General features: G+C 44.4%; 15 protein-coding genes. 10 read left to right on the forward strand and 5 right to left on the reverse strand.

Annotated features, from left to right (window positions below; translation table 11 throughout):
* Window positions 1-191 precede the first annotated feature (191 nt).
* Window positions 192-2,849: an adenosylcobalamin-dependent ribonucleoside-diphosphate reductase gene (locus tag MHI25_RS11435; RefSeq protein ID WP_280752732.1), complete on the forward strand. Its 2,658-nt coding sequence runs from the start codon at window positions 192-194 to the stop codon at window positions 2,847-2,849.
* A gap of 423 nt (window positions 2,850-3,272) precedes the next feature.
* Here MHI25_RS11435 and MHI25_RS11440 read toward each other — a convergent pair whose 3' ends face one another.
* Window positions 3,273-3,671 carry a cytidine deaminase gene (locus MHI25_RS11440; RefSeq protein WP_036689594.1) on the reverse strand — a complete coding sequence of 133 codons (399 nt, stop codon included), beginning with the start codon at window positions 3,669-3,671 and terminating at the stop codon, window positions 3,273-3,275.
* Between the two features lie 239 nt (window positions 3,672-3,910).
* Here MHI25_RS11440 and MHI25_RS11445 point away from each other — a divergent pair, with 239 nt between their 5' ends.
* Window positions 3,911-4,861 (forward strand): 5,10-methylenetetrahydrofolate reductase, encoded by a 951-nt coding sequence (locus MHI25_RS11445; RefSeq protein ID WP_339173175.1) that lies wholly within the window; start codon window positions 3,911-3,913, stop codon window positions 4,859-4,861.
* A gap of 86 nt (window positions 4,862-4,947) precedes the next feature.
* On the opposite strand, the gene MHI25_RS11450 is transcribed toward MHI25_RS11445, so the two are convergent.
* A complete protein-coding gene (locus MHI25_RS11450; protein WP_340395423.1) occupies window positions 4,948-6,690 on the reverse strand; it encodes an SGNH/GDSL hydrolase family protein in 1,743 nt (580 codons plus the stop codon).
* A 241-nt stretch (window positions 6,691-6,931) separates the two neighbouring features.
* On the opposite strand from MHI25_RS11450, the gene MHI25_RS11455 reads away from it, so the two are divergent.
* A complete protein-coding gene (locus tag MHI25_RS11455) occupies window positions 6,932-9,799 on the forward strand; it encodes a glycosyl hydrolase 115 family protein (RefSeq protein WP_339281936.1) in 2,868 nt (955 codons plus the stop codon).
* A 44-nt stretch (window positions 9,800-9,843) separates the two neighbouring features.
* On the opposite strand, the gene MHI25_RS11460 is transcribed toward MHI25_RS11455, so the two are convergent.
* A complete protein-coding gene (locus MHI25_RS11460; protein ID WP_076186480.1) occupies window positions 9,844-10,623 on the reverse strand; it encodes a helix-turn-helix domain-containing protein in 780 nt (259 codons plus the stop codon).
* A 129-nt stretch (window positions 10,624-10,752) separates the two neighbouring features.
* Between MHI25_RS11460 and MHI25_RS11465 the strand changes: the two genes are divergently transcribed.
* Together MHI25_RS11465 and MHI25_RS11470 are read left to right on the forward strand one after the other, a co-directional pair.
* Complete coding sequence (locus MHI25_RS11465) at window positions 10,753-11,049, forward strand: metalloregulator ArsR/SmtB family transcription factor (protein ID WP_038569940.1); 297 nt, start codon at window positions 10,753-10,755, stop codon at window positions 11,047-11,049.
* Between the two features lie 128 nt (window positions 11,050-11,177).
* Window positions 11,178-12,200 carry an NADP-dependent oxidoreductase gene (locus MHI25_RS11470; RefSeq protein ID WP_076186483.1) on the forward strand — a complete coding sequence of 341 codons (1,023 nt, stop codon included), beginning with the start codon at window positions 11,178-11,180 and terminating at the stop codon, window positions 12,198-12,200.
* Between the two features lie 71 nt (window positions 12,201-12,271).
* Here MHI25_RS11470 and MHI25_RS11475 read toward each other — a convergent pair whose 3' ends face one another.
* Complete coding sequence (locus MHI25_RS11475) at window positions 12,272-13,081, reverse strand: YheC/YheD family protein (RefSeq protein ID WP_076129991.1); 810 nt, start codon at window positions 13,079-13,081, stop codon at window positions 12,272-12,274.
* Between the two features lie 165 nt (window positions 13,082-13,246).
* On the opposite strand from MHI25_RS11475, the gene sbnA reads away from it, so the two are divergent.
* The 5 genes from sbnA to MHI25_RS11500 all read left to right on the forward strand — a co-directional run bounded on the left by sbnA (window position 13,247) and on the right by MHI25_RS11500 (window position 20,702).
* Window positions 13,247-15,451, forward strand: coding sequence for a 2,3-diaminopropionate biosynthesis protein SbnA (gene sbnA, locus MHI25_RS11480; RefSeq protein ID WP_340395424.1), 2,205 nt, complete (start codon window positions 13,247-13,249; stop codon window positions 15,449-15,451).
* Between the two features lie 24 nt (window positions 15,452-15,475).
* Window positions 15,476-16,441, forward strand: coding sequence for a 2,3-diaminopropionate biosynthesis protein SbnB (locus MHI25_RS11485; RefSeq protein ID WP_340395425.1), 966 nt, complete (start codon window positions 15,476-15,478; stop codon window positions 16,439-16,441).
* A gap of 201 nt (window positions 16,442-16,642) precedes the next feature.
* Entirely contained in the window at window positions 16,643-18,616 is a 1,974-nt protein-coding gene (locus tag MHI25_RS11490) for a serine hydrolase domain-containing protein (protein ID WP_340395426.1), read from the forward strand.
* Window positions 18,617-18,675: 59 nt separating this feature from the next.
* On the forward strand, window positions 18,676-19,353 hold the full coding sequence (locus MHI25_RS11495; RefSeq protein ID WP_076100805.1) for a response regulator transcription factor: 678 nt from the start codon (window positions 18,676-18,678) through the stop codon (window positions 19,351-19,353).
* A complete protein-coding gene (locus MHI25_RS11500; protein WP_076195006.1) occupies window positions 19,350-20,702 on the forward strand; it encodes a HAMP domain-containing sensor histidine kinase in 1,353 nt (450 codons plus the stop codon). Before MHI25_RS11495 ends, MHI25_RS11500 begins: the two co-directional genes overlap by 4 nt.
* A gap of 2 nt (window positions 20,703-20,704) precedes the next feature.
* Here MHI25_RS11500 and MHI25_RS11505 read toward each other — a convergent pair whose 3' ends face one another.
* Entirely contained in the window at window positions 20,705-21,340 is a 636-nt protein-coding gene (locus tag MHI25_RS11505) for a TetR/AcrR family transcriptional regulator (RefSeq protein WP_340395427.1), read from the reverse strand.
* Window positions 21,341-21,347: the final 7 nt, after the last annotated feature.

Here is a 21,347-nt window from a genome sequence, read left to right on the forward strand (position 1 = left end):
TATAGTTTAAAAGCTGACGCACACAATATATTGTGACAAAAGCTTGAAAATGTATTTTTTATAGAGTGCTTAGCTGGTATTTGTTATTGACAAGATGAGCTTCCTACATACACCTGTTAAGCAGTGGAGGATGGTAAGGGGGTTTTTGTTGTGGGCCCATACCTTGGACCGGAAACTAATATCTACTACACATGCGGGAGGTTTTTTTATTGAGTAAAGTGGAACGTAAGCAACGCCTTGAAGGGCTAAGTGAAAAAATATTTTTGGATCGTTATGCTTGGAAGGATGCAGACAGCAACAATGCTAAAGTAGGCGATGTTGTATTGGTGCTGACCAAAGATGATCCGAAGTTTCCAACTAAGGAAGTCGGAGAAATTGTGGAGCGCAGTGGTCGAATCGTAACTGTAAAGACACGCAGCGGTGAGTTTGTGAAATCGGATGTTGAAAAGTTGACCCTTAATATAGAAAAAACTCCTGAGGAAATGTGGGACCGTCTATCCACAGCGATGGCTTCTGTAGAGAAGACACCTGAGCTTCAAGCAGAATGGGCGGGCAAATTCCGTTCAATCCTAGATGATTGGAAGCTTGTGCCGGGTGGACGTATTGCGGCTGGTGCAGGTGCTAGTGAAGAATTAACATTGTTCAACTGTTATGTAATCCCTTCTCCAAAAGACAGCCGTGGCGGCATCATGCAGACATTGTCTGAAATGACGGAGATTATGGCCCGTGGTGGCGGTGTGGGCATTAACCTGTCTTCATTGCGTCCTCGTCGTGCGATTGTTAGAGGGGTTAATGGTTCATCCAGTGGTTCCGTATCTTGGGGCGGTTTGTTTAGTTATACTACGGGGCTTATTGAGCAAGGCGGCAGCCGTCGTGGCGCGCTCATGTTGATGATTAATGACTGGCATCCCGATGTTGAGGACTTCATTACCGTGAAGCAAACGATGGGCCAAGTCACTAATGCTAACCTTTCGGTATGTGTGAGCAATGGTTTTATGAAGGCTGTAAAAGAAGATCTGGACTGGGATCTCGTATTCCCGGATACAACCGATCCTGAATATAACGAAATGTGGGATGGCGATCTCGACAAGTGGAAAGCTGCCGGCAAAAACGTTATCCATTATCGCACCGTAAAAGCGCGTGACGTGTGGCGTACGATCATTGAATCGGCATGGAAATCTGCTGAGCCAGGCGTCGTGTTCATGGAATACTATAACCAGATGTCTAACAGCTGGTATTTCAACCCGATTATTTGTACGAATCCTTGTGGAGAGCAAGGCCTGCCAGGCTGGGGAGTCTGCAATCTGTCTGCGGTGAACCTGTCCAAGTTCTACGATGAGAAAAATCATGATGTAGATTGGGAAGATCTTGCGACTACAACCCGTTATTCGGTCCGTTTTCTGGACAATGTAATTGATAAAACACCTTATCATTTCCCGGAAAATGAAGCGAATCAGAAAAAGGAACGCCGCGTGGGTCTCGGAACCATGGGATTGGCGGAGCTGATGATTAAATTGAACATCCGTTACGGCAGCCCGGAATCGTTGGAGTTTCTGGACAAGCTATACGGCTTTATGGCTCGTGAAGCCTACCTTGCTTCGGCAGAAATTGCTGGAGAGAAGGGTTCCTTCCTAGCTTTTGATACTGAGAAATATCTAATGAGCGGCTTTATGAAAAATATAGTCGAAGCGTATCCAGAGGTTGGCGAAGCGATTCGTGAACATGGTATGCGTAACGTTACAGTGATTACACAAGCACCTACAGGTAGTACAGGTACAATGGTAGGTACTTCTACGGGAATTGAGCCTTATTTTGCCTTTAAATATTTCCGTCAAAGTCGTCTTGGCTATGATGAACAGTTTGTTCCAATCGCTCAAGAGTGGCTGGAAGCTCATCCGGGTGAAGAGCTACCGGACTACTTTGTAACTTCGATGGATCTGTCAGCTAAAGATCATATCCGTGCGCAAGCAGCGATCCAACGCTGGGTAGATAGCTCTATTTCCAAAACAGCGAACTGCCCGTCTGACTTTACGGTTGAGGAGACGGCTGAGCTATATGAAATGGCCTTTGATCTAGGATGTAAGGGTGTTACGATCTACCGCGATGGAAGTCGTGACGTTCAAGTTCTGGAAACCACGAAGAAGGAAGACAAAAAAGAAGCTGCTACGGTTGCGGCAGAGGAAGCTACAACTACTGTAGAAGCGAGTACAAATGTTGTAGCAGCAAGCCCGGCGCCTCAAGTGACTACAAAAGAGGCGGATAAACAATACAAAAAACGTCCGCAGGTTCTGCGCGGCGCTACCTATAAAATCAACACACCATTTGGGATGGCATATATTACGATCAATGATCTTGATGGAATACCGGCTGAAATCTTCCTGAATGTAGGTAAAGCAGGTTCTGACGTATTTGCTATGGCAGAAGCATTAGGCCGCGTCTGCTCCTTGTTCCTCCGTTACGGAGATCATGGTGAGAAAGTGGAGCTGTTGATTAAACATCTGAAAGGCATTGGCGGATCAGGAGCTATCGGCTTCGGCGCGAACCGTGTTGAATCCATTGCTGACGCTGTAGCTAAGGCACTGGAATCACATGTGCTGAATAATGCTCATGATGATCATGTACCTGCTCCGATTGCGGCAACTTTGGAGCTGGAGGATTTCAATGAAGCATTAAATGCGGAGTTGAAATCGAGCGTTCCGTCAGCTACGGAAGATGGACATGGTGGTCATCATGGACATAACCATGCTACGGCTTCCCGTGACCTTTGCCCATCCTGCGGCAGCGCCTCGCTGATTAATATTGAGGGTTGTAAGACTTGTGGCAATTGCGGGTATAGTCGTTGCGGGTAAACGTTAGAGCCAATAAGTGTTTTATGGGAAAACTAGAAATGTGACTATGCATAGCTACTAAAAGCAAGCGATCATCGAGAGGAAGTGTTTATCCTTTTATCTCAATGGATCGCTTGTTTTTTTATTATTGATGATGTTCATTGAGAGGTTTTAACTATATGAGTTTTAGATACTATAGAACTACATACAGACTATGATAAAGAATTTATTGAATTTAGGGTAAGAAATGCTTTGGAAATGATAAAGGTAGTATTTAAAGAAAAAGATAAGGTTGGAATTGCGATTTGGTAAGTAACAACGTATTTACGCGGTGTGTCTGGTCTGTGAACTCTGGTTCTGCTAAGCTTTTTAACACAAAAACTCGCGTACTTGTCTAACACAGGTACGCGTGTTTTTGTTATTCCACTACGAGAGGAATTATTTTTACATATCTAAATTTTTGAATGCATAAGGCAATAAATCCCTTAAACTCAGCTCTAAGATTTCTTTTTTCTCATTGGTTAAATAGACAGGCATGTCGGGTAAACAGAATTCCGATAATACTTGTCTGCAGATACTGCATGGCGGCAGAAAATCCATTGTGTCACCTGCTACAGCTATAGCCTGAAAATCACCTTTAGTATAGCCCTTTGTAATAGCCGTGAAGATTGCTGTTCTCTCTGCACAATTAGTAGCGCCAAAAGATACATTTTCTACGTTTACTCCATTAATAACATTTCCATCTTTAAGCAATAAGGCTGCTCCAACTGGAAATTTAGAATAAGGGGCATAAGCAGCTTTCTTTGTGTTACGTGCGCTTTCCATTAATTCTTCTTTATTCATAATACTCACCCTTTTTAAATAAGAATGAACCTTTCGGTCCCCTTATCGCCAACTTTAAGGTTGGCAGGACTTCTAATATTATAGTCACACCAAATGGTTGTCAACATGTACTACTCGAAAAGCATCATTAGGGAATCATAGCTTTAAAATATAACTAGATATAGTAAATAGAAGTTACACATATTAAGCCTGCCATGGTAACCTTATCTTAAAAGCGACGAGTAGAGGGGTTTTATAATTTGGGAGCGGCAGAAAATACATTTAAACAAAAAATATTGAGCAAAAAACCGGGTATTATAACATATGGAATGACACCACCGAAGGCAAGCCACGCACCAGAAAAGGTCTCGGAAATCGCCCAGAAACAGGTTGAGAGACTTAAAAACCTTGATTTAGATGCGTTAATTCTGTACGACGTTCAGGAAGAAGTAGACAGAGTGGATCATGAAAGACCTTATCCCTATTTACCAACGATTGATCCGGCTGTCTATGGTGATAAATATCTAAGACAGGTGGAGGTCCCGAAAATAATTTACCGGTGCGTCGGTAATGATACTAGAGCCCAGTTCGAGGATTGGGTTAAAACTGATGAAAATGAAGATAGATTTTCCGTGTATGTGGGCGCTTCGTCAAGTAAACAAGAGGTGAAATTGAATTTACCAGATGCTTATAAGCTAAGTAAACAGCTAAATAACAATTTAACTTTTGGCGGAGTTGTCATTCCGGAAAGACATATAAAAAAGAATGATGAGCATATACGGGTTGTCGAAAAGACCAACAGTGGGTGCAACTTTTTTATTACACAGGCAACTTATAATGTAGAGGCATCTAAGAATTTATTGTCTGATTTATATTATTACTATACAAATAACGGTTTTGAGATGGTTCCTATTTTATTTAATCTTGCACCATGCGGCACCGCGAAAACATTACAATTTATGAAGTGGTTAGGGATCAGTATCCCGGGATGGTTAGAAAACGAGTTAAAATACTCGAATGATATTTTGGATAAATCAATCCAGCTATCACAAAAAATCTTTGAAGAATTGCTAGATTTCGGGCTGGAGAAGGGAATTCCTATTGGTTGCAGTATTGAAAGTGTTTCAACAAGTAAGTTGGAGATTGAAGCATCCGTACAGCTTGTTAAAGATGTGAAGGCTATTTTGGATAAGAAGCTGCCTACCAAATAGAAAAAGATTCCTCAAATTATTGAGAAACCCAGGTCATTTAAAGACCATGGGTTTCTTTTTAGGTTATATGCCACTAGGTCAAATTATTAAACATTATAGCCGAAGCCCAGTATAGTAAAAGACTTGTCCTGATCTTCCGGCACCATTCTGATTTCTACCTGATGCTCCCCACTAACCTCATTTTGATAAAGAATTACCGGATTGCAATGTGTCCAATTATTCTCATGGGGATCAGCGGTGACTACAAGACAACCATCGACGTAAATGTTTGCCTTGCCGAATTCGCTGCTGCCAGAATCCTTGTATACAAGGATTAGATTTTTGCTTGTTATCGTCAGCTTGAAGCTGTGTTCCCCAGACGACGCTGAATGCATCCAATTATGAGGGAATTCCGGAGTTCCGAAAGGATTGGTATCCATTTCTACCCGCTGCAAATCGGTATCGATCCCCGAAAATCCGCCCACCTCGATCCTGCCTGCGTCAATATGGCTTTTGCGGTCCAGCAGGAGGGTTCCCACAAAATCATTCCCGATGACCGGATGTTGATCCAATAGGAGATCATCTTCGTCCATTAGCGTTTTGTGGGTTTCGGAGAATAAATAAGCCAGACAATCAGCCATTACCCGGTGACCATCATTAGTAGGATGATAGATATCATAGAAAAATTGCCGTTTCGAGAGGATGTTCCCCTCATTTTTGCTTAGGCGGAACTGCCCGGATACCGCATCCTTTACACTAACCATAGGAAGATTATAAGCCCGGCCAATGGGGGAGAGCCGTTCCTGCAGGTTCCAGTCATTCATAAACACGCTGAACAGGAGAACTACTGCCGGTCTATTATCGGCGGAAAGTATTTTTAGGCATAAGCTTTCAAAACAGTTGCCTTTCGTTTCATCCGCTTCGTCGTTTACCGCAAATTCTACCACCACGATATCAGGTGTTACAGAACCTTCCCGGAGAATATCCCTTTCATAACGGATGACCCCAAGCTCGGACGGTGTTCCACCTACCCCAGCCTTCACAAAATGGATGTTCTCACCACCATTCGTACCGAATAATTCCTTAAATCTCAGATACGATTGGTAGGCATAACATTCTGTATGGATCGGCTTAGCACCTGCTCCCTGAGTAATGGAACCCCCAATATAAGCAATCGTGACATCCTCACCTTTTATAGCCTTATGGATGGCCGTTTTTAATCTTTTATTATTGCCCGGATGAAGCAAGGATTGGGTAATGATCTCCCGGTATTCGTTAGAATCAAACGCTACAGGCGGTTCAATGATTAGCTCTGGTACAGAATAACCGTCATGCAAATAAAAAATTATACTCGCGATGGCCAGTTCGCCTTCATGTTTAAATTCAAAAGCGAATTTGCCGAGCACTGCATCCTCTTCAGACCATTCCAAATCCTCTAACTTTAAGAGGACTTCTGAACCGTCGGAGGGACAGGGCACACGTATGCTGCTGCCTGTTTCGTATTTGCTGGTTTTGCCCCAGTTCTGCAATAGAAAAGAGATGGGCTCGTTCTGCTCAGGATCCCTTCTCACAGACACTCCGATACTATGGACTAATTTGCGAAATCCAACACAGTTTCCTAGCAGCTCCAGTATTGTCTCATCAGTGACGCCGCCAATATATCTGGCCTTGTCGATTAGATAGTTACCTTCCAGATAAACTTCCTGTGAAGGTGGACCTTCGGCCCGGACTGTCGCCTCAATCGCTGTTTCGTAGAGCACAAAAAAACCGTTCCTGCGTTCAGCCGGGTCCTTGGGCGCCTTTGGACCTTCAATCTTGCCACCTGTAATGACCCCGTTATTGTTTTTCATATTGATCATCCTCGCTTTTTGTATAAGCTTTTCTTGTTATGGATGCGTTTGCAAAAAACATGCTTTTGTTAGAAGGAATACCTGTTAACAGTAACACCAAATATCCAGATTGTTCAACCGATAAACAAAGTTTCGTTTAATAATTACAAAAAGTTGCTAGTTTACACATGGAAGTTGAAATCGCTTACTTATATAATGTGCCTAGTCATACGAAAATAGGATGCTTAAGGGGAGAATTATCATGCCTACGAAGGAATTGCACCTTGTGAAGCAGGGCAATGCTGCCAAGATTTACATAGACCCCAAGGGGAAAGATTATGAGGGATTACGCCGGGTGGCACAGTCTTTTGCAGCAGATGTTAAACAGGTAACAGAGGTTGAGCCTGAGATATATACACAATTGAACGAATTGGATGGAACAGTCATAATCGCTGGATCGATAGGCAGCAATGATTTTATCGGTGATTTAATCGCGGAGGGAACCGTTGATGTATCGGCCATCCAAAATAAAAGAGAATGTTATAAAATTCAGGTGGTTGAACAACCCACAGCGGGAGTGGACAAGGCGCTCGTCATTGTAGGAAGTGATAAACGGGGGACGATTTACGGGTTGTATTCGATCTCCGAAAAGATTGGAGTTAGTCCTTGGGTGTACTGGGCGGATATTGTGCCGGAGAAGAAGCCGGCATTGTCCATTCCTGATAACCAGCTTCATGTGATCTCCAAGGAGCCTTCGGTTAAATATAGAGGTATTTTTTTGAATGACGACTGGCCGTCTTTAGGTTCTTGGGTAACTCAAAGATTTGGTGACTTTAATGAAGATTTCTATGACAAGGTATTTGAACTCATTCTTCGCTTGAAGGGGAATTATTTATGGCCGGCGATGTGGAGCGCCGAATTTAGCCTGAATGGTAAAAGCAGCCCGATTGCCAACGCTAAGCATGCGCAAGAATACGGAATTATTATGGGAACCTCCCATCATGAACCCTTATTCCGGGCAGGCAGTGAATGGCAGAAGGTATACAGCCAATACGGGACAAGTAACCTATGGGATTTCGCCCGTAATAAACAGGCGATTACAGATTTCTGGGAAGACGGAATCAAGCGTAATCAGGACTTTGATAACTTGATTACCCTAGGCATGCGGGGGGAAAGTGACTCTGCGCTGGAGGGCTCCGACCAGGAGAATATTGATCTGCTGAAGGACATTATACTTACGCAAAAAGAACTATTGAAGAAATACAATCTTGAACATGCGCCGCAAATTTTGGCCGTTTATAAGGAAGTTGAGAAGTACTGGTATGGCACTGCCGGGGTGGAAGGGTTGAAGGACTGGGATGTTCTGAATGACGTTACGATCCTGCTCGCTGACGATAACTTTGGCAATCTCCGCAAAATCCCGACGAAAAACGAACGTAACCGCAGCGCAGGATGGGGGATGTATTATCATTTTGACTACCATGGTGGTCCGCATTCCTATGAATGGTTAAATACGACCCCGCTTGAAAAAGTCTGGGAGCAAATGTGTATGGCATTTGACTATGGCATCCGTGATGTATGGATTGTGAACGTCGGGGATTTGAAGCCTATGGAATTGCCCATTTCCTACTTTCTGGATTTGGCCTACGATTTTGAGGCTTGGGGGACAGGTGCAATCAATCGGACTGTGGAATACACCAACCGTTGGGTAGAGCAGCAATTCGGATATGTGCTGGAACAAGAGACATGTCTGGGAATCGCACAATTGTTAGGGGATTATATCCGGATGAACGGTCGGCGCAAGCCTGAAATTATTTATCCGTCCACCTTCAGTCCTATCCATTACAATGAGGCGCACAGAGTTCTGGAGCAAGCGGTGATGATCGAGAAGGCTGCCGGCAAATACGATGAGCTAATCCCGGAACAACTAAAGGATGCTTACTTCCAGCTCGTATATTTCCCTGCTGTTGCCTCGGCCAATGTGGTCAAAATGCAAATTTATGCTGGACTGAACCATCTATACGCTAAGCGAAATAGTATGTTGGCAAATACTTACGCTGCTCTGACCCGCGAAACCATCGAACGGGATAAGTATCTGGAGCTGGTTTATAATAGCGGAATTTCGGATGGAAAATGGCAGGGAATGATGAGTTCCCCTCATGTAGGGTATATACATTGGAATGCAGAAGGGTGGAAATATCCGGATGTAAACACCTTGACGCCCGCCAGAGGTTCTTTAATGATTGTCGATGTGGAAGGAACGGAACAAGCGTATGTTTCCGGCACAGCTAATCTTCGGGTATTTACAAATCTCCAAAAAGAAAACTATCGCATCACAATCAGTAACGGTGGAGAAGCGGGTTTTGAATATCAGGTGCGGAGCAGCGTGGATTGGATCAAGCTTGAGAAAATACGCGGCTGGATTGAGGCAGGGGAGACGCTTCAGGTTTCCGTAGATTGGGAGAAGGTCAAAGAAGCATCGACGGGCGAAATTACGATCTCCGGTGCCGGAAATATAGTTAAGGTGAAGGCAGCCGTGGATTGGATAGACATTCCGGATATGCCACCGATGACATTCATCGAGACCCATAATATCGTGTCCATTGAAGCGGAGCATACCATAACTCGTGTTTCGAAATCAGGGGTGGTATGGAAGACCATTGACAGCTATGGACGTTCTTTATCCTCGGTTAAAATGTTTCCGGATGCTGTATCTTTTGAACAACCGGAGGATGCTCCTTGTCTGGAATATCGGATTCTAGTGCAGCAGGACACCGATTATAGCTTAACCGCGTATATTGCGCCGACAAACAATCTGTCACAAACTAGCGGGTTAAAATATGCGATAAGCTTCGATGATGAGGCACCCGTGATTAAGGATGCTTTACCAACGAACTTTGAAGGCGGCAATCATGATAATGAACCATGGTGCCGCGCGGTTATGGACAATATTCATGCTGTGACCACCAGCCATGCTTTAACGAAGGGTCTTCATACCCTCCGCTTTTACGGATTGGATGCGGGTCTGGTTCTGCAAAAGCTTGTATTGTCCGCTGCCCAGCTTCCTTATTCCTATTTAGGGCCGGAGGAGAGCTTTTATACTAGCGGGACGGCGTCCATTCTTAGTTAGGTTGAATTAATAGGGCGAACAACTGGGTTGCTTCGGATCCTCCGTTATTTCAGGGCAGATGACGGAGGATAACCCTTTATATTTTTGAAAACGTTGCTGAAGTAGGCGACATCTTGATAACCACAGTGCGCTGCCACTTCGGACACATTAAAACCACCTGCCGATAGAATCATCTCAGCATTGTTCACGCGCACCTTGTTTATAAATTCTTTACAGGTGGAGCCAGTGTTCTGCTTAAACAGCTTACCAAGATATACGGGATTTAGGGCAACCAAATCTGCCAGCTCCTTGATCGTAACTTCCTCCGAATAATGATCCATGATATAGGTCATCACTTTTTGGATTCTTAGATCTATCAGAGGTGTTTCTTGATGGTGGGCGATACTTAATAAGCGGTACACAATCAGTTGAAAGATGGCCCGGGCCTTCATTTTGTAGAAAGGTTGTTTGCCCATCCAGATATGTGAGAATTCTTTAATATCCTCTAGAATCTCTTTAGTTCTCCAATTCCTAGTTACAGTCTCAAAAGGGAGCTGCACATGATTGTCCTCACCCTCCCAGAAGAAATTGAAGGCAAAGGAACGCATGGGTGCCTCCTTGAAAGTCTGAGCTTCCCGAATGCTGCCAGAAGGGGCATAGAGCATATCCCCGGCTTCAACCGTGAATTTCTCTCCATTAATAAAATAGTCAGACTTCCCTTCTACGATGAAGGTAAGATCATGGAAATCAATTTTACTCCTCGTAATCTCCCAATCCGGGAAGGATCGGCGATCAACGAACAAAAAAACACGGGGAACAAGATTTTCGTATTTGGTAATGTCCATTTCTACCATCCCTCTTTCCTTATAAATAGATCCGCGCTAATGCCGATTGGTATATTATACAAAAATGAATCCGATTAAGAAATGGGATTGTAAATTGACTTTGCGCAATCAGAAGAATACAATAGTTTTATGACTATCGAACAATATTCCTTAAAAGATGATGAAAAGCGAGTGAAGATTTTTAAAGCATTAGCAGAAGTGAAACGAATTGAAATGATTCGTTATCTTCATCTCCATAAGGAGAACAATACATGTGGGTCCATTGGTGAATCTATGGGAATGGATAAATCCAATGTGTCGTACCATCTGAAGATTTTGTATGAAGCTGATTTAGTAAGTGTCACACGTATGGGGCAGAATAAGATTAGCCAGCTTCGAGAGGATACGTTTAGCGAATTATTACCGGGTTTCTTGGACAGTTTATAATATGTCCGGAAACCTATAATTTTTTTCTTGATAGTTTGATAGTTTTATAACTATTTGATAATCATGTACAGGGTTTGGTTAATAGTTATAGGTAGCAGCAAAAATAAATATTAATGGAGTAGTGATCTATGAATCAGTTGAAAAATAAACAGGTCCTGTTAATTTCACGTCCTGTAGGCATGCCAACCCAGCAAAATTTCGAGTTCAAAGATATTCCTGTAGTTGAAGCAAAAGAAGGACAAGTTGTTGTACGTACGTTGTATTTGTCAGTGGATCCTTATATGCGCGGAAGAATGAATGATTCTAAATCGTATATTCCTCCGTATCAGCTTAATGAAGTCATCGCTGGAGGACTTGTGGGAGAGATCGTAGAATCCAAATCGGAGCGATTCAAAGCTGGAGATAAAGTCATCGGTATGCTGGGCTGGCAGTTATATAATACTGTAGATGCTAAAGCAGTAACCAAAATCGATGATTCGATTGCACCTGTATCGGCTTACTTAAGTGTTCTAGGTTTAACAGGGCTCACTGCATATTTCGGTTTACTTGATATCGGGCAGCCGAAAGAAGGAGAGACTGTCGTAGTGTCTGGAGCAGCGGGTTCAGTGGGGATGTTTGTTGGACAGATTGCCAAAATCAAAGGCGCTCGTGTCGTTGGGATCGCAGGTAGCGATGATAAATGCGACTATTTGAAAAAAGAACTTGGCTTTGATGCAACCATTAATTATAAAACAACGGAAAATTTAGGCCAGGCTTTGGAAGAAGCATGTCCAAAGGGTGTGGATGTTTATTTTGACAACGTGGGTGGATCGATTTCAGATGCTGTGATGAGCTTGCTTAATGATTATGCACGTATTCCCCTATGTGGCGCTATTTCTTCCTATAATAGTACAGATGGAGATATGGGTCCACGTATTCAGAGCAGATTGATCAAAACCCGCTCCCTTATCAAAGGATTCGTTCTTAGTGATTACGCAGCCCGCCAGTCAGAAGGCCTTCAAGAGCTTGGAAAATGGCTAACAGAAGGTAAATTAAAATATGAAGAAACAGTTGTTGAAGGATTCGACAATGTGGTTGAAGCATTCCTGCAATTGTTCCAAGGTGCGAACCTCGGGAAGATGCTTGTTAAGGTGAGCGACTCCGAATTCTAAAACAACACAAACAGCTCTGGTAGAGATTTTTATATATCAGGGCTGTTTGTATTATTACCAATCAAATCCGTTCAGACCATACCCTGTTTGGACTTCATGCATTTAAGATTGTATGTGCGGCCATAGGCTTTTGCATATTTGACGATTCGCTCAATCATGCTGGTGTCATTCAGTTTGGTAAACGGGCACGGATCGGGGGCAGTATTTACTTCCAAGATCCATGGTTTAAGGCGTCGATCCAAAGCAATATCCACACCGATTTCCTGCAGGCCGGGATAGGCTGTGCTCAGCTGTCTGGCGGAGTTCACTCCGATTTGTTGCATGGACCGGATCAACGCGCTACTATTCTCTACGTTTGTGTAGGATTCTAATAATGCCTCTACCGGATAAATCGTTCCCCCTTGGCTCCCATTCGTAACCACTTTGCGAGGATGAGCTACGCGCCCCGCAATGCCTGTAGCTTCCCACCCACCCTTAAGATTTCTTTGCACCATAACCCGGATATCAAATGGCCTTCCCTCATAAACCAAAAGCCAAATCCCTTTTTGCACCAAATAGGACTTTCCTTGGGTCTCGCTAGAGATTGCCCGATAAGCCATCTCGTAATCAGAAAATGTATGTTTATGCGTACCGGACTGATAGCTGTAGGCTGGTCGTTTTTTGGAGGAATGATCTTGCGATCTTTCAATCCGGATTACACCCTGTCCCAAAGATCCACAGCAGGGCTTAATGTACACCATTTTATGTTTTTGCAACATCTCATAGAGTACGTTTTTATTCATTTTTTTCGTTACCGGTATATACTTCCTTAGCTCTTGTTTTCTAAGCAGTACCCTTGTTTTCGTCAGCTTATTGGATATCCGCCGTATTGGCTCCTTCATTTTGTTCCTCCGTTCTATATATCTATAGGCTATATTACGGGAATACGCAGTTTTTGCTTGGGCAACCACAGAATAATAGAACACATGCAAAGAATTCTACATATGAATATTGGAGGCATTTATTAAACTTGGGCTGCAGCATGCGGTCAACGGGAGGCGGCTATGATGCTGCTCGGGAAATTGCAGAATAAGGTGCAAGAAGTAATGGACGAATACCCTTGGTACAAGGGGCTGATCGATGGGGAGAAAACGAATTATAACCTGCAGAACTTACCTCTTATGTCTTCGAAAATACTTGAAACCTTCTATTATAACCAACCCATCGATCCTTCTTGGACTGTTTATAGGACGTCTGGTACAAGCTCAGGCCGTAGAAAAGCAATCCTCTACTCTGAGGAAGATGACAAACACTATGTGGATATTAAAACGAAGCTATTCGGCGAGCTTATTGCGGGAAGCGGATGTAACAGAGCGTTGGCGGATATGGGCACTGGACATGCAGCAAATACTGCGCTGACCATTTTTGAAAGGTTAGGATTGGAGAAAAGTTCAATACCCTTTGAACTGCCAATAGAACAGCATATTGAACAGCTTAAAGCTTTTAAACCTGACTTGCTCTATACGATGCCGTCCATCCTTGACCATATCGTATATGCTGCCGGAAACCCGCGTGAATTCGGAATTCGCAAGATTATTTTGGTAGGGGAAATTGCTCCGCCTGAGTGGCAGCGGAATATGGCTGGCTTGTTTGGTATTGATCCTAGAGATATCATCGATACTTACGGCTCCATTGAAATCGGTACGATCGCTTATTACTCCCATGATCATGGCAGGTACATTTTTGCCGACGGAATTTTTGCGGAAGGAATCGGGGTTCAGGAGTTAGACGAAGAAGTAAGGCCGCTTCGGAACAATGAAAGTATTCTGGTGCTTACCTCAACTGTCCGCAAGATGCTGCCAGCTCTTCGTTTTGTTACTTATGACGTTGTAAGGGATTTTAGGCCTGTGATGATAGACGGGGTTGAACAACAAAGCTTTGAGTCCATTGTAAAAAGAGTGGGTCAAGAACTGAAGCACGGTGAGAAGATCAGCCTGTACGATATCGAGCAGGTCGTATACCGTCATATTGAAGATGCGATCATTCGGGTCAAGGTAAAAAACAATGCGCTCTCTATTTATATCAAGAGTAAATCTGTGAAGCCCTCTATTATTCCGGTAATCAAAGAGGAAATCAGGGAGTGTATTCCGGAAATCGGGATGATGATTCGCAACCATCTGCTTGATGATATTGAGATCATTATAGTAGCTAAAGGGGAGTCGCTGGCCAGCGGGCAGGTCAAGAACAAGAAGTTATATTATCAGAAGGACAAAGCTAAGGTGGACATAAATATCCAAGGCGGTATCTTGTCGACTATCGGAAAAACGCCATTAATCAAGCTGAATAATTTGTTCCAGAACAGTGAGTTCGAAGTCTACGCAAAAATGGAACTGCTAAATCCGGGAGGAAGTGCGAAAGACCGTCCAGCTCTGCGGATGATCCATGAGGCATGGAAGGAAGGGAAAATCGGGCCGGGAACTACTATTATTGAGTCAAGTTCGGGAAATATGGCGATTAGCTTGGCGATGATTTGCCAATATTTAGGGCTGCGGTTTATTAGCGTGGTTGATCCAAGAACTACCACAACAAATCTGCAGATTCTGAAAACATTAACTGCAAAAATTGACTTTGTTAGCGATCCCGACCCCGAGACCGGTGAATATCTGCCTGCCAGACTGAATCGAGTGCAGCGACTCTTGGAGGAAATACCGGGCAGCTACTGGCCGAATCAATATGCAAACGCAAATAACTATTTGTCCCACTACCATACGACCATGAAAGAAATCGTGACTGAGCTTGGCGAAGTAGATTATTTGTTTTGCAGCGTAAGTACATGCGGCACGATTCGAGGTCTCGCGGAATATGTAAGGGATCATGGTCTGAAGACTAAGATTGTTGCCGTCGATGCGGAGGGAAGTACTATTTTTGGTGGCAACAAAGAGAAACGGCGGTTCCCGGGACTCGGTGCTGGCATCGTACCCCCTTTCTGCAGAACGGATTTAATCGACCGTATCGTGCATGTCTCAGACTTGGATATCGTAAAAGGATGCCGAGCACTCGCTCAGAATGAATCGATTCTGGCCGGTGCATCCTCAGGGGCTAACCTTGCCGCTGTTAGGCGTATGGAGCAAGAATTGGCTCCAGGATCTGTCTGTGCGGTGATCCTGCATGACAAAGGGGAGCGTTACCTCGATACGGTATACTCTGACCCATGGATTCAGAATGAATTTGGGCAGGAGTTCTCGGCTGACGGTGGAGATGTCCTTGCTTAACGAGCGGCAAAAGGAGGTTGTGGAATGCTGTATTTAAACGATCGGGACATCCGGGAGGTGGGGCTTGATTGGCCTTCTCTCGTGGAATCGATAGAAACTACGGTGCGCATACTTGATTCTGGAGATTACGCGCAGCCCGTAAAACCTTATCTAAGGTATAAAAATCCCCAAAATCGTATTATTGCAATGCCCGCATACGTAGGGGGGAACGTGAACGCAGCAGGGATCAAATGGATTTCCAGCTTCCCGGATAATATCCAGATTGGTCTTCCCCGCGCGCATAGCATCATTGTCTTGAATGATCCCATTACGGGCGAGCCTATATCCGTCCTAAGCTCTCCGCTCCCCAGCATCGTAAGGACAGCTTCCATCAGTGGACTGATGATTGGCTACTTTTTGCAGGCACGTTCACTTGAACGGATTTATCTTGGCATTATCGGCTGGGGACCAATCGGGCAATATCATTTTCAAATGGTTATGGCATTGTACGGAGATCGAGTTGAACGTGTCCGCATCTTTGATATAAGGGAAGTAGATTTGTCAGACATCTCATCTATATATAAGGATAGGATAGAAGTGGAGGAGACGTGGGCGGACGTTTATCGAAAGTCCAATATCTTTATCACCTGTACCGTATCCAATCATAGATATATCGATATGCTTCCGGCGGAAGGTAGTCTTCTACTGAATATTTCACTGCGTGATTATAAGCCTGAGGCATTAGCTTCGGTGAAGGCCATAATCGTCGACGACTGGGATGAGGTGTGCCGCGAGAATACTGACATACAGCAGCTCCATCTGAAACATGGGTTAACTCGTGCCGATACCCGAATGATTACCGATGTCGTCTCGCGCCATTGCCTGAATGAACTCAGAGCAGATGAGCCGATTTTCTTTTGTCCGATGGGGATGGCGGTTTTTGATATCGCAACAGCGGTATACTTCGTGAAGAAGGCTAGAGAAAAAGGGATCGGGACTGAGCTACAGTAAGGTTGTAGGCATACGTTCGCTATGGGATTTTTTATAGATTTTTCTGATGTAACTAGACTATGATCCGTCACTTTTAAGGGTGGATTGCTGTCTAGTTTTTTTATTGTCTTGTTAACGTTCCATTCATAATACTCTGATAATCTCTATAAGTGTTAGGCGGATGATCATCCACCCCAATAAATGATGACTCGGAGGATAATAATGTTGACACCTATGAAAAAAAGGCTGATCGCTGGTCTGACCCTATTGGCTGTGATTAGTGCCGGCTTTGGCGCAAGCTTGGTATTTCCCGGGAAACAGGCCTCGGCTGAGAACCAAACGGGTCAAACCGGACTGCCGGCAGCGCAAATTGAAGCATTTGCCAATCTCGATGATACCGCGGGACTGACTAGCTTCGTTGATGGAATTATGGAAAAAGATATGAACCGGCTGCAAATTCCGGGAGCGGTTATCTCCATTGTAAAAGACGGCAAGATTATTTTGGCCAAAGGTTATGGCAGTTCCAATCTGGAAGAAGCGGCACCGGTTAATCCGACAACCAGCATGTTTCGAATCGCTTCAACAACAAAGCTGTTCACCTGGACAGCGGTGATGCAAATGGTCGAACAAGGTAAGATAGATCTGGACACTGATATTAACACCTACCTGAAATCAGTGAAGATCCCTGTTACTTATCCTGAGCCGATCACGATGCGCCATTTGATGACACATACAGCGGGGTTTGAAGAGGGTGGAGTGGGTTATCAAATCACTACCGACCCTGCCAAATTGCCGGGATCAATCTCGGAAACACTCAATAAGCATATGCTGGCACGGGTAAGACCCCCCGGAGAGATGAGTTCTTATTCGAACTTCGGGGCTACTCTCGCGGGTCTGATTGTGGAGGAAGTCAGCGGTGTTCCTTACAATGACTATATACAAAAGTATATTTTCGATCCGCTCGACATGAAATATTCGACGGTGGTAGAGCCTTTGCCGGAGTCATTCATACCCAATCAAGTTGTAGGGTACACGAGTGAGAACGGTAGCTTTATTCCTGGCACACTTACCTTCGAGGGCGGCTTTCGTCCTGCCGGCTCGGGTACAGTATCAGCAGTAGACATGGCGCACTTTATGATTGCCCATCTGCAGAACGGGAAATATGGTGACCAGCAGATTCTTAGAACGGAGACTGCAGAACTAATGCATTCAACGGCGTACCAATTCGATAAACGTATGCCGGGAGTAGATCTGGGGTTCTCTGAGAAACGCATCAATGGTCTTAGACTAATCACTCATGGTGGTTCCGACCCCATGTTTAATACAGAGTTTTATCTTGTGCCTGCCAAGCATGTAGGTATCTTTGTTTCCTATAACGGCGGTCAGGGCGGTGATTCCGCGGCAGGCCTAGTCCATGCCTTTGTTGAGCGCTATTATCCCGATCCTGAAGCGAAGCAGCCTGAATTCTCAACTTCTGCAGAATCTGTTCAGAAATATGCGGGAACCTATCAATTCACACGCCGTAACCACAGTGATATTGATAAATTTTTCAATTTTTTTGCCCAGCTAAATGTTAAGGTAAAGGACAATAAGCTATCTTTGGGAAGTGGTAGTGAACAACAGTTGTATAGAGAAATCGCTCCGAATCTGTTCCAGCTCGAGGGAGGCACCGAACAAATCGGCTTCCGCACAAATGATACCGGTAAGGTTACACATATGCTCTTAGGTATGGCACCGGAAATGCCACTGGAGCGTACGCCACTCTTGAATCAGAATAAGTTTTGGCTTATCGTACTTAGCGGCTCGGGGTTGATTTTCATCACTGCATTGCTTGGACTAATCTTCTCCAGACGCAAGATCAAGGCGATGACGCCTCCGGAAAAGTGGGCCATCCGCTTATCTGCTGGAACTGCTGGGTGGGCGCTGCTATCTTTCGTTACGATATTTATGGTGGTTATGTCCATGGATACGATGCAGAAGTTCAGCGGTATCAGTCTTTCGCTTTCTCTCAGTTTAGTTATGCCAATCCTTTTGGTTGGACTGACTTTAGCTTTGCTAATCTCGGCTATACTGGTTTGGAAGAATAAATACTGGACAGCTTTCAAGCGTGTGCATTATACACTAGTGGCACTTTCGGCTGTAGTGATGACTCTGTTTTTCTACTATTGGAACCTGTTGGGTTGGCAGCTCGGATAACTTCGTTTCTTGTCAAGAATATATCATATATAATGTAAGCTTAAGAGAGGAGGACAATCGTGGCTACTATACTTATTGCTGATGATGATGATAACATCCGAAAGCTAATGTCTTTGTTTTTGCGAAAAGAAGGTTTTGACCTCAAAGAAGCCAGGGATGGCACCAAAGCGCTGTCCATTATAGAGAACTCGCGAGTCGATCTCGTCATCCTAGATATTATGATGCCAGGATTGGATGGTTGGGATCTGTGCAGAGAAATCAGGCGCTCTGATGCCAACATTCCCCTCCTCATGGTGACGGCTAAAGGAGAATCTGCACATAAAGTGAAAGGTTTTCAACTCGGCACGGATGACTATCTGACCAAACCGTTTGATCCGCTTGAACTGGTGATGCGAGTAAAAGCTTTGCTTAAACGCTCGCTGGTCGTTTCTTCCCAGTCTGTGCAGTTGGGCAATGTGGTGCTTAACCGCCGCACTTTCCAGGTTACGCGTGATGAAGAACCGGTAACGATTCCTTTGAAGGAATTTGAGCTACTGTTTCTGCTGGCTAGTCACCCTAGGCAAATCTTCACAAGAGAACAGTTGATTTCTCAAATCTGGGGATTGAACTATGAAGGAGACGGCCGGACTGTAGATGTGCATATAAGCCGGTTGAGGGAGAAATTCTGCGGTAACGACGAGCAATTTCAAATCGAAACGGCCCGCGGCCTAGGATACCGGCTGATCCCTGCGCTATGATCAAGACATTGTACGTACGCGTCGTTCTCACGTTTCTAGGCATCATTATCTTTAGTCTGATCTGTTCCTTTTTCATTGGTTTGTATGTCTTTCAGAGACAAATAAGTTACGAGGGACAGAATGAAATGATCACAGTGGGGAAGGAGATCATTCACCGTTATGATGACGCCAAGCCTGAGGATACAGACGAGTTCTTGAATAGTATGGTTAAGGTATCTGCATACCCTATCCACTTGTATAATCATTCCGGGGAATATACCTTTTATGGGCTCAAGGATAGTCCGGCCGTCACTATCACCCCCGAGGCTGTGAAACAAGTGCTGCAAGGAAAACTCTATCGTTCCTCCGCAAAAGATAAGGATACCTTTATCGGGATGCCCTTTATGTTTAACGGGGAGTGGCAAGCAATGTTCTTGCAGTATTCTGCCGAGAACGAAAATATCGTCAATCGGATGCTGCTCTTTGTGCTTTTACTCGTGCTTTTACTGGGTAGTCTATGCATTCTTATTGCCGCCAGATATTTGGTGGAGCCGATCAAAGCTTTGACGAATGCGACAAGAAGGCTGGCCAAGGGTGATTTCGAGGTAGAGCTTAAAGTAAACCGAGTAGACGAAATAGGGGAACTGACACAAAGCTATGTGGAGATGGCCGGGGAGCTGAAGCAGCTGGAACAGATGAGGCAGGATTTCGTATCCAACGTTTCTCATGAAATTCAGACACCGCTTACGTCTATTTCCGGCTTTGCCAAGGCATTGCAGAACAATGATCTAATCGTGGAAGAGGAACGTTCTGAATATCTTGATATCATCATTGCAGAGAGTGAACGTCTGTCGAGGTTAAGTGATAATTTGCTGAAGCTCGCTTCCCTGGATTCTGAACATCATCCCTTTAATGCAGGTTCCTTCAATCTTGACGAGCAGATTAGAACCATCGTTGTGACCTGTGAGCCACAATGGTCAGCCAAAGGCATCGTTATCGATCTTGAGCTGCCGGAAGCTGTCAAAATTAAGGGTGATGAAGATCAGCTGAAGCAAGTATGGATGAATTTGCTGAGCAACAGCATCAAGTTCACACCTGAAGGCGGGAACATCCGCATTAGTATAGATGACAGTGCAGCAGATGTATCGGTCACCATCAGTGATAACGGGATCGGGATTTCCCCGGAAGAGTTCAACGCCGTATTCCAAAGATTTTATAAAATAGACAAGTCACGGAATGGAAACAACAATGGCAATGGCTTGGGACTTGCAATCGTTAAAAAAATTGTCTCCCTGCATCAGGGAAACATAGAAGTGGACGGTGTGGTTGGAGCGGGAACGACGATTATCGTCAGGTTGCCTCATAAGTGAAATTAAGGGTTTGTCTGATTCTTGGATTGCCGTACGCCAAACATAATGAAATCCTTGAATTCCCGGTCCATAACCCGATCTTCCTCCGTAACCACACCCCCCCGCTGATGAGTAATAATGACGGCTTTTTGTAAATACATGAAATACAGGTGGGTGGACTTGTGCAGAATGTCCAGCCACTTATTTTTTTCCTCCGGAGCGACTGATATGGACTCAAGGAGAATTAACCGTGAATACCAGCCTTCCATAGCCTGCTTAAAGTCAGGAAGTTCCGCGGGATTTTTGGAAAGCGTGCTGTAGTAAACTCCAAAAATGGCATCATAGTAGATCAGGGCTTCCTGCTGATCTCTTAACGCCAGATATTTATCGAGAATGTTCTCCAATGACTGTACAGGGTGTTCAAAATCAAAATCAAACAGCAGCTGTCCAAACATCCGCTCCAGATTAAGGACATAGATTTGAGCGGCTAACTCTTCCTTGTCTTTATAATGATGATACAAAGTACGCCGGGAGATGCCGGCTTGTTCCGCAATCTGTGCCATATCCGTGCGCTCAATACCTTGAGCACAGAATAAGCTAAGCGCTGTATCCTTAATGATCTCCCTTGTCATTTGCATTTGCTTTTCCCGCAAATTCATTGATTTT

Origin of the sequence: Paenibacillus sp. FSL E2-0177, assembly GCF_037992975.1 — a bacterium.
In the GTDB taxonomy this organism is placed as follows: Bacteria; Bacillota; Bacilli; order Paenibacillales; family Paenibacillaceae; genus Paenibacillus_AQ; species Paenibacillus_AQ odorifer.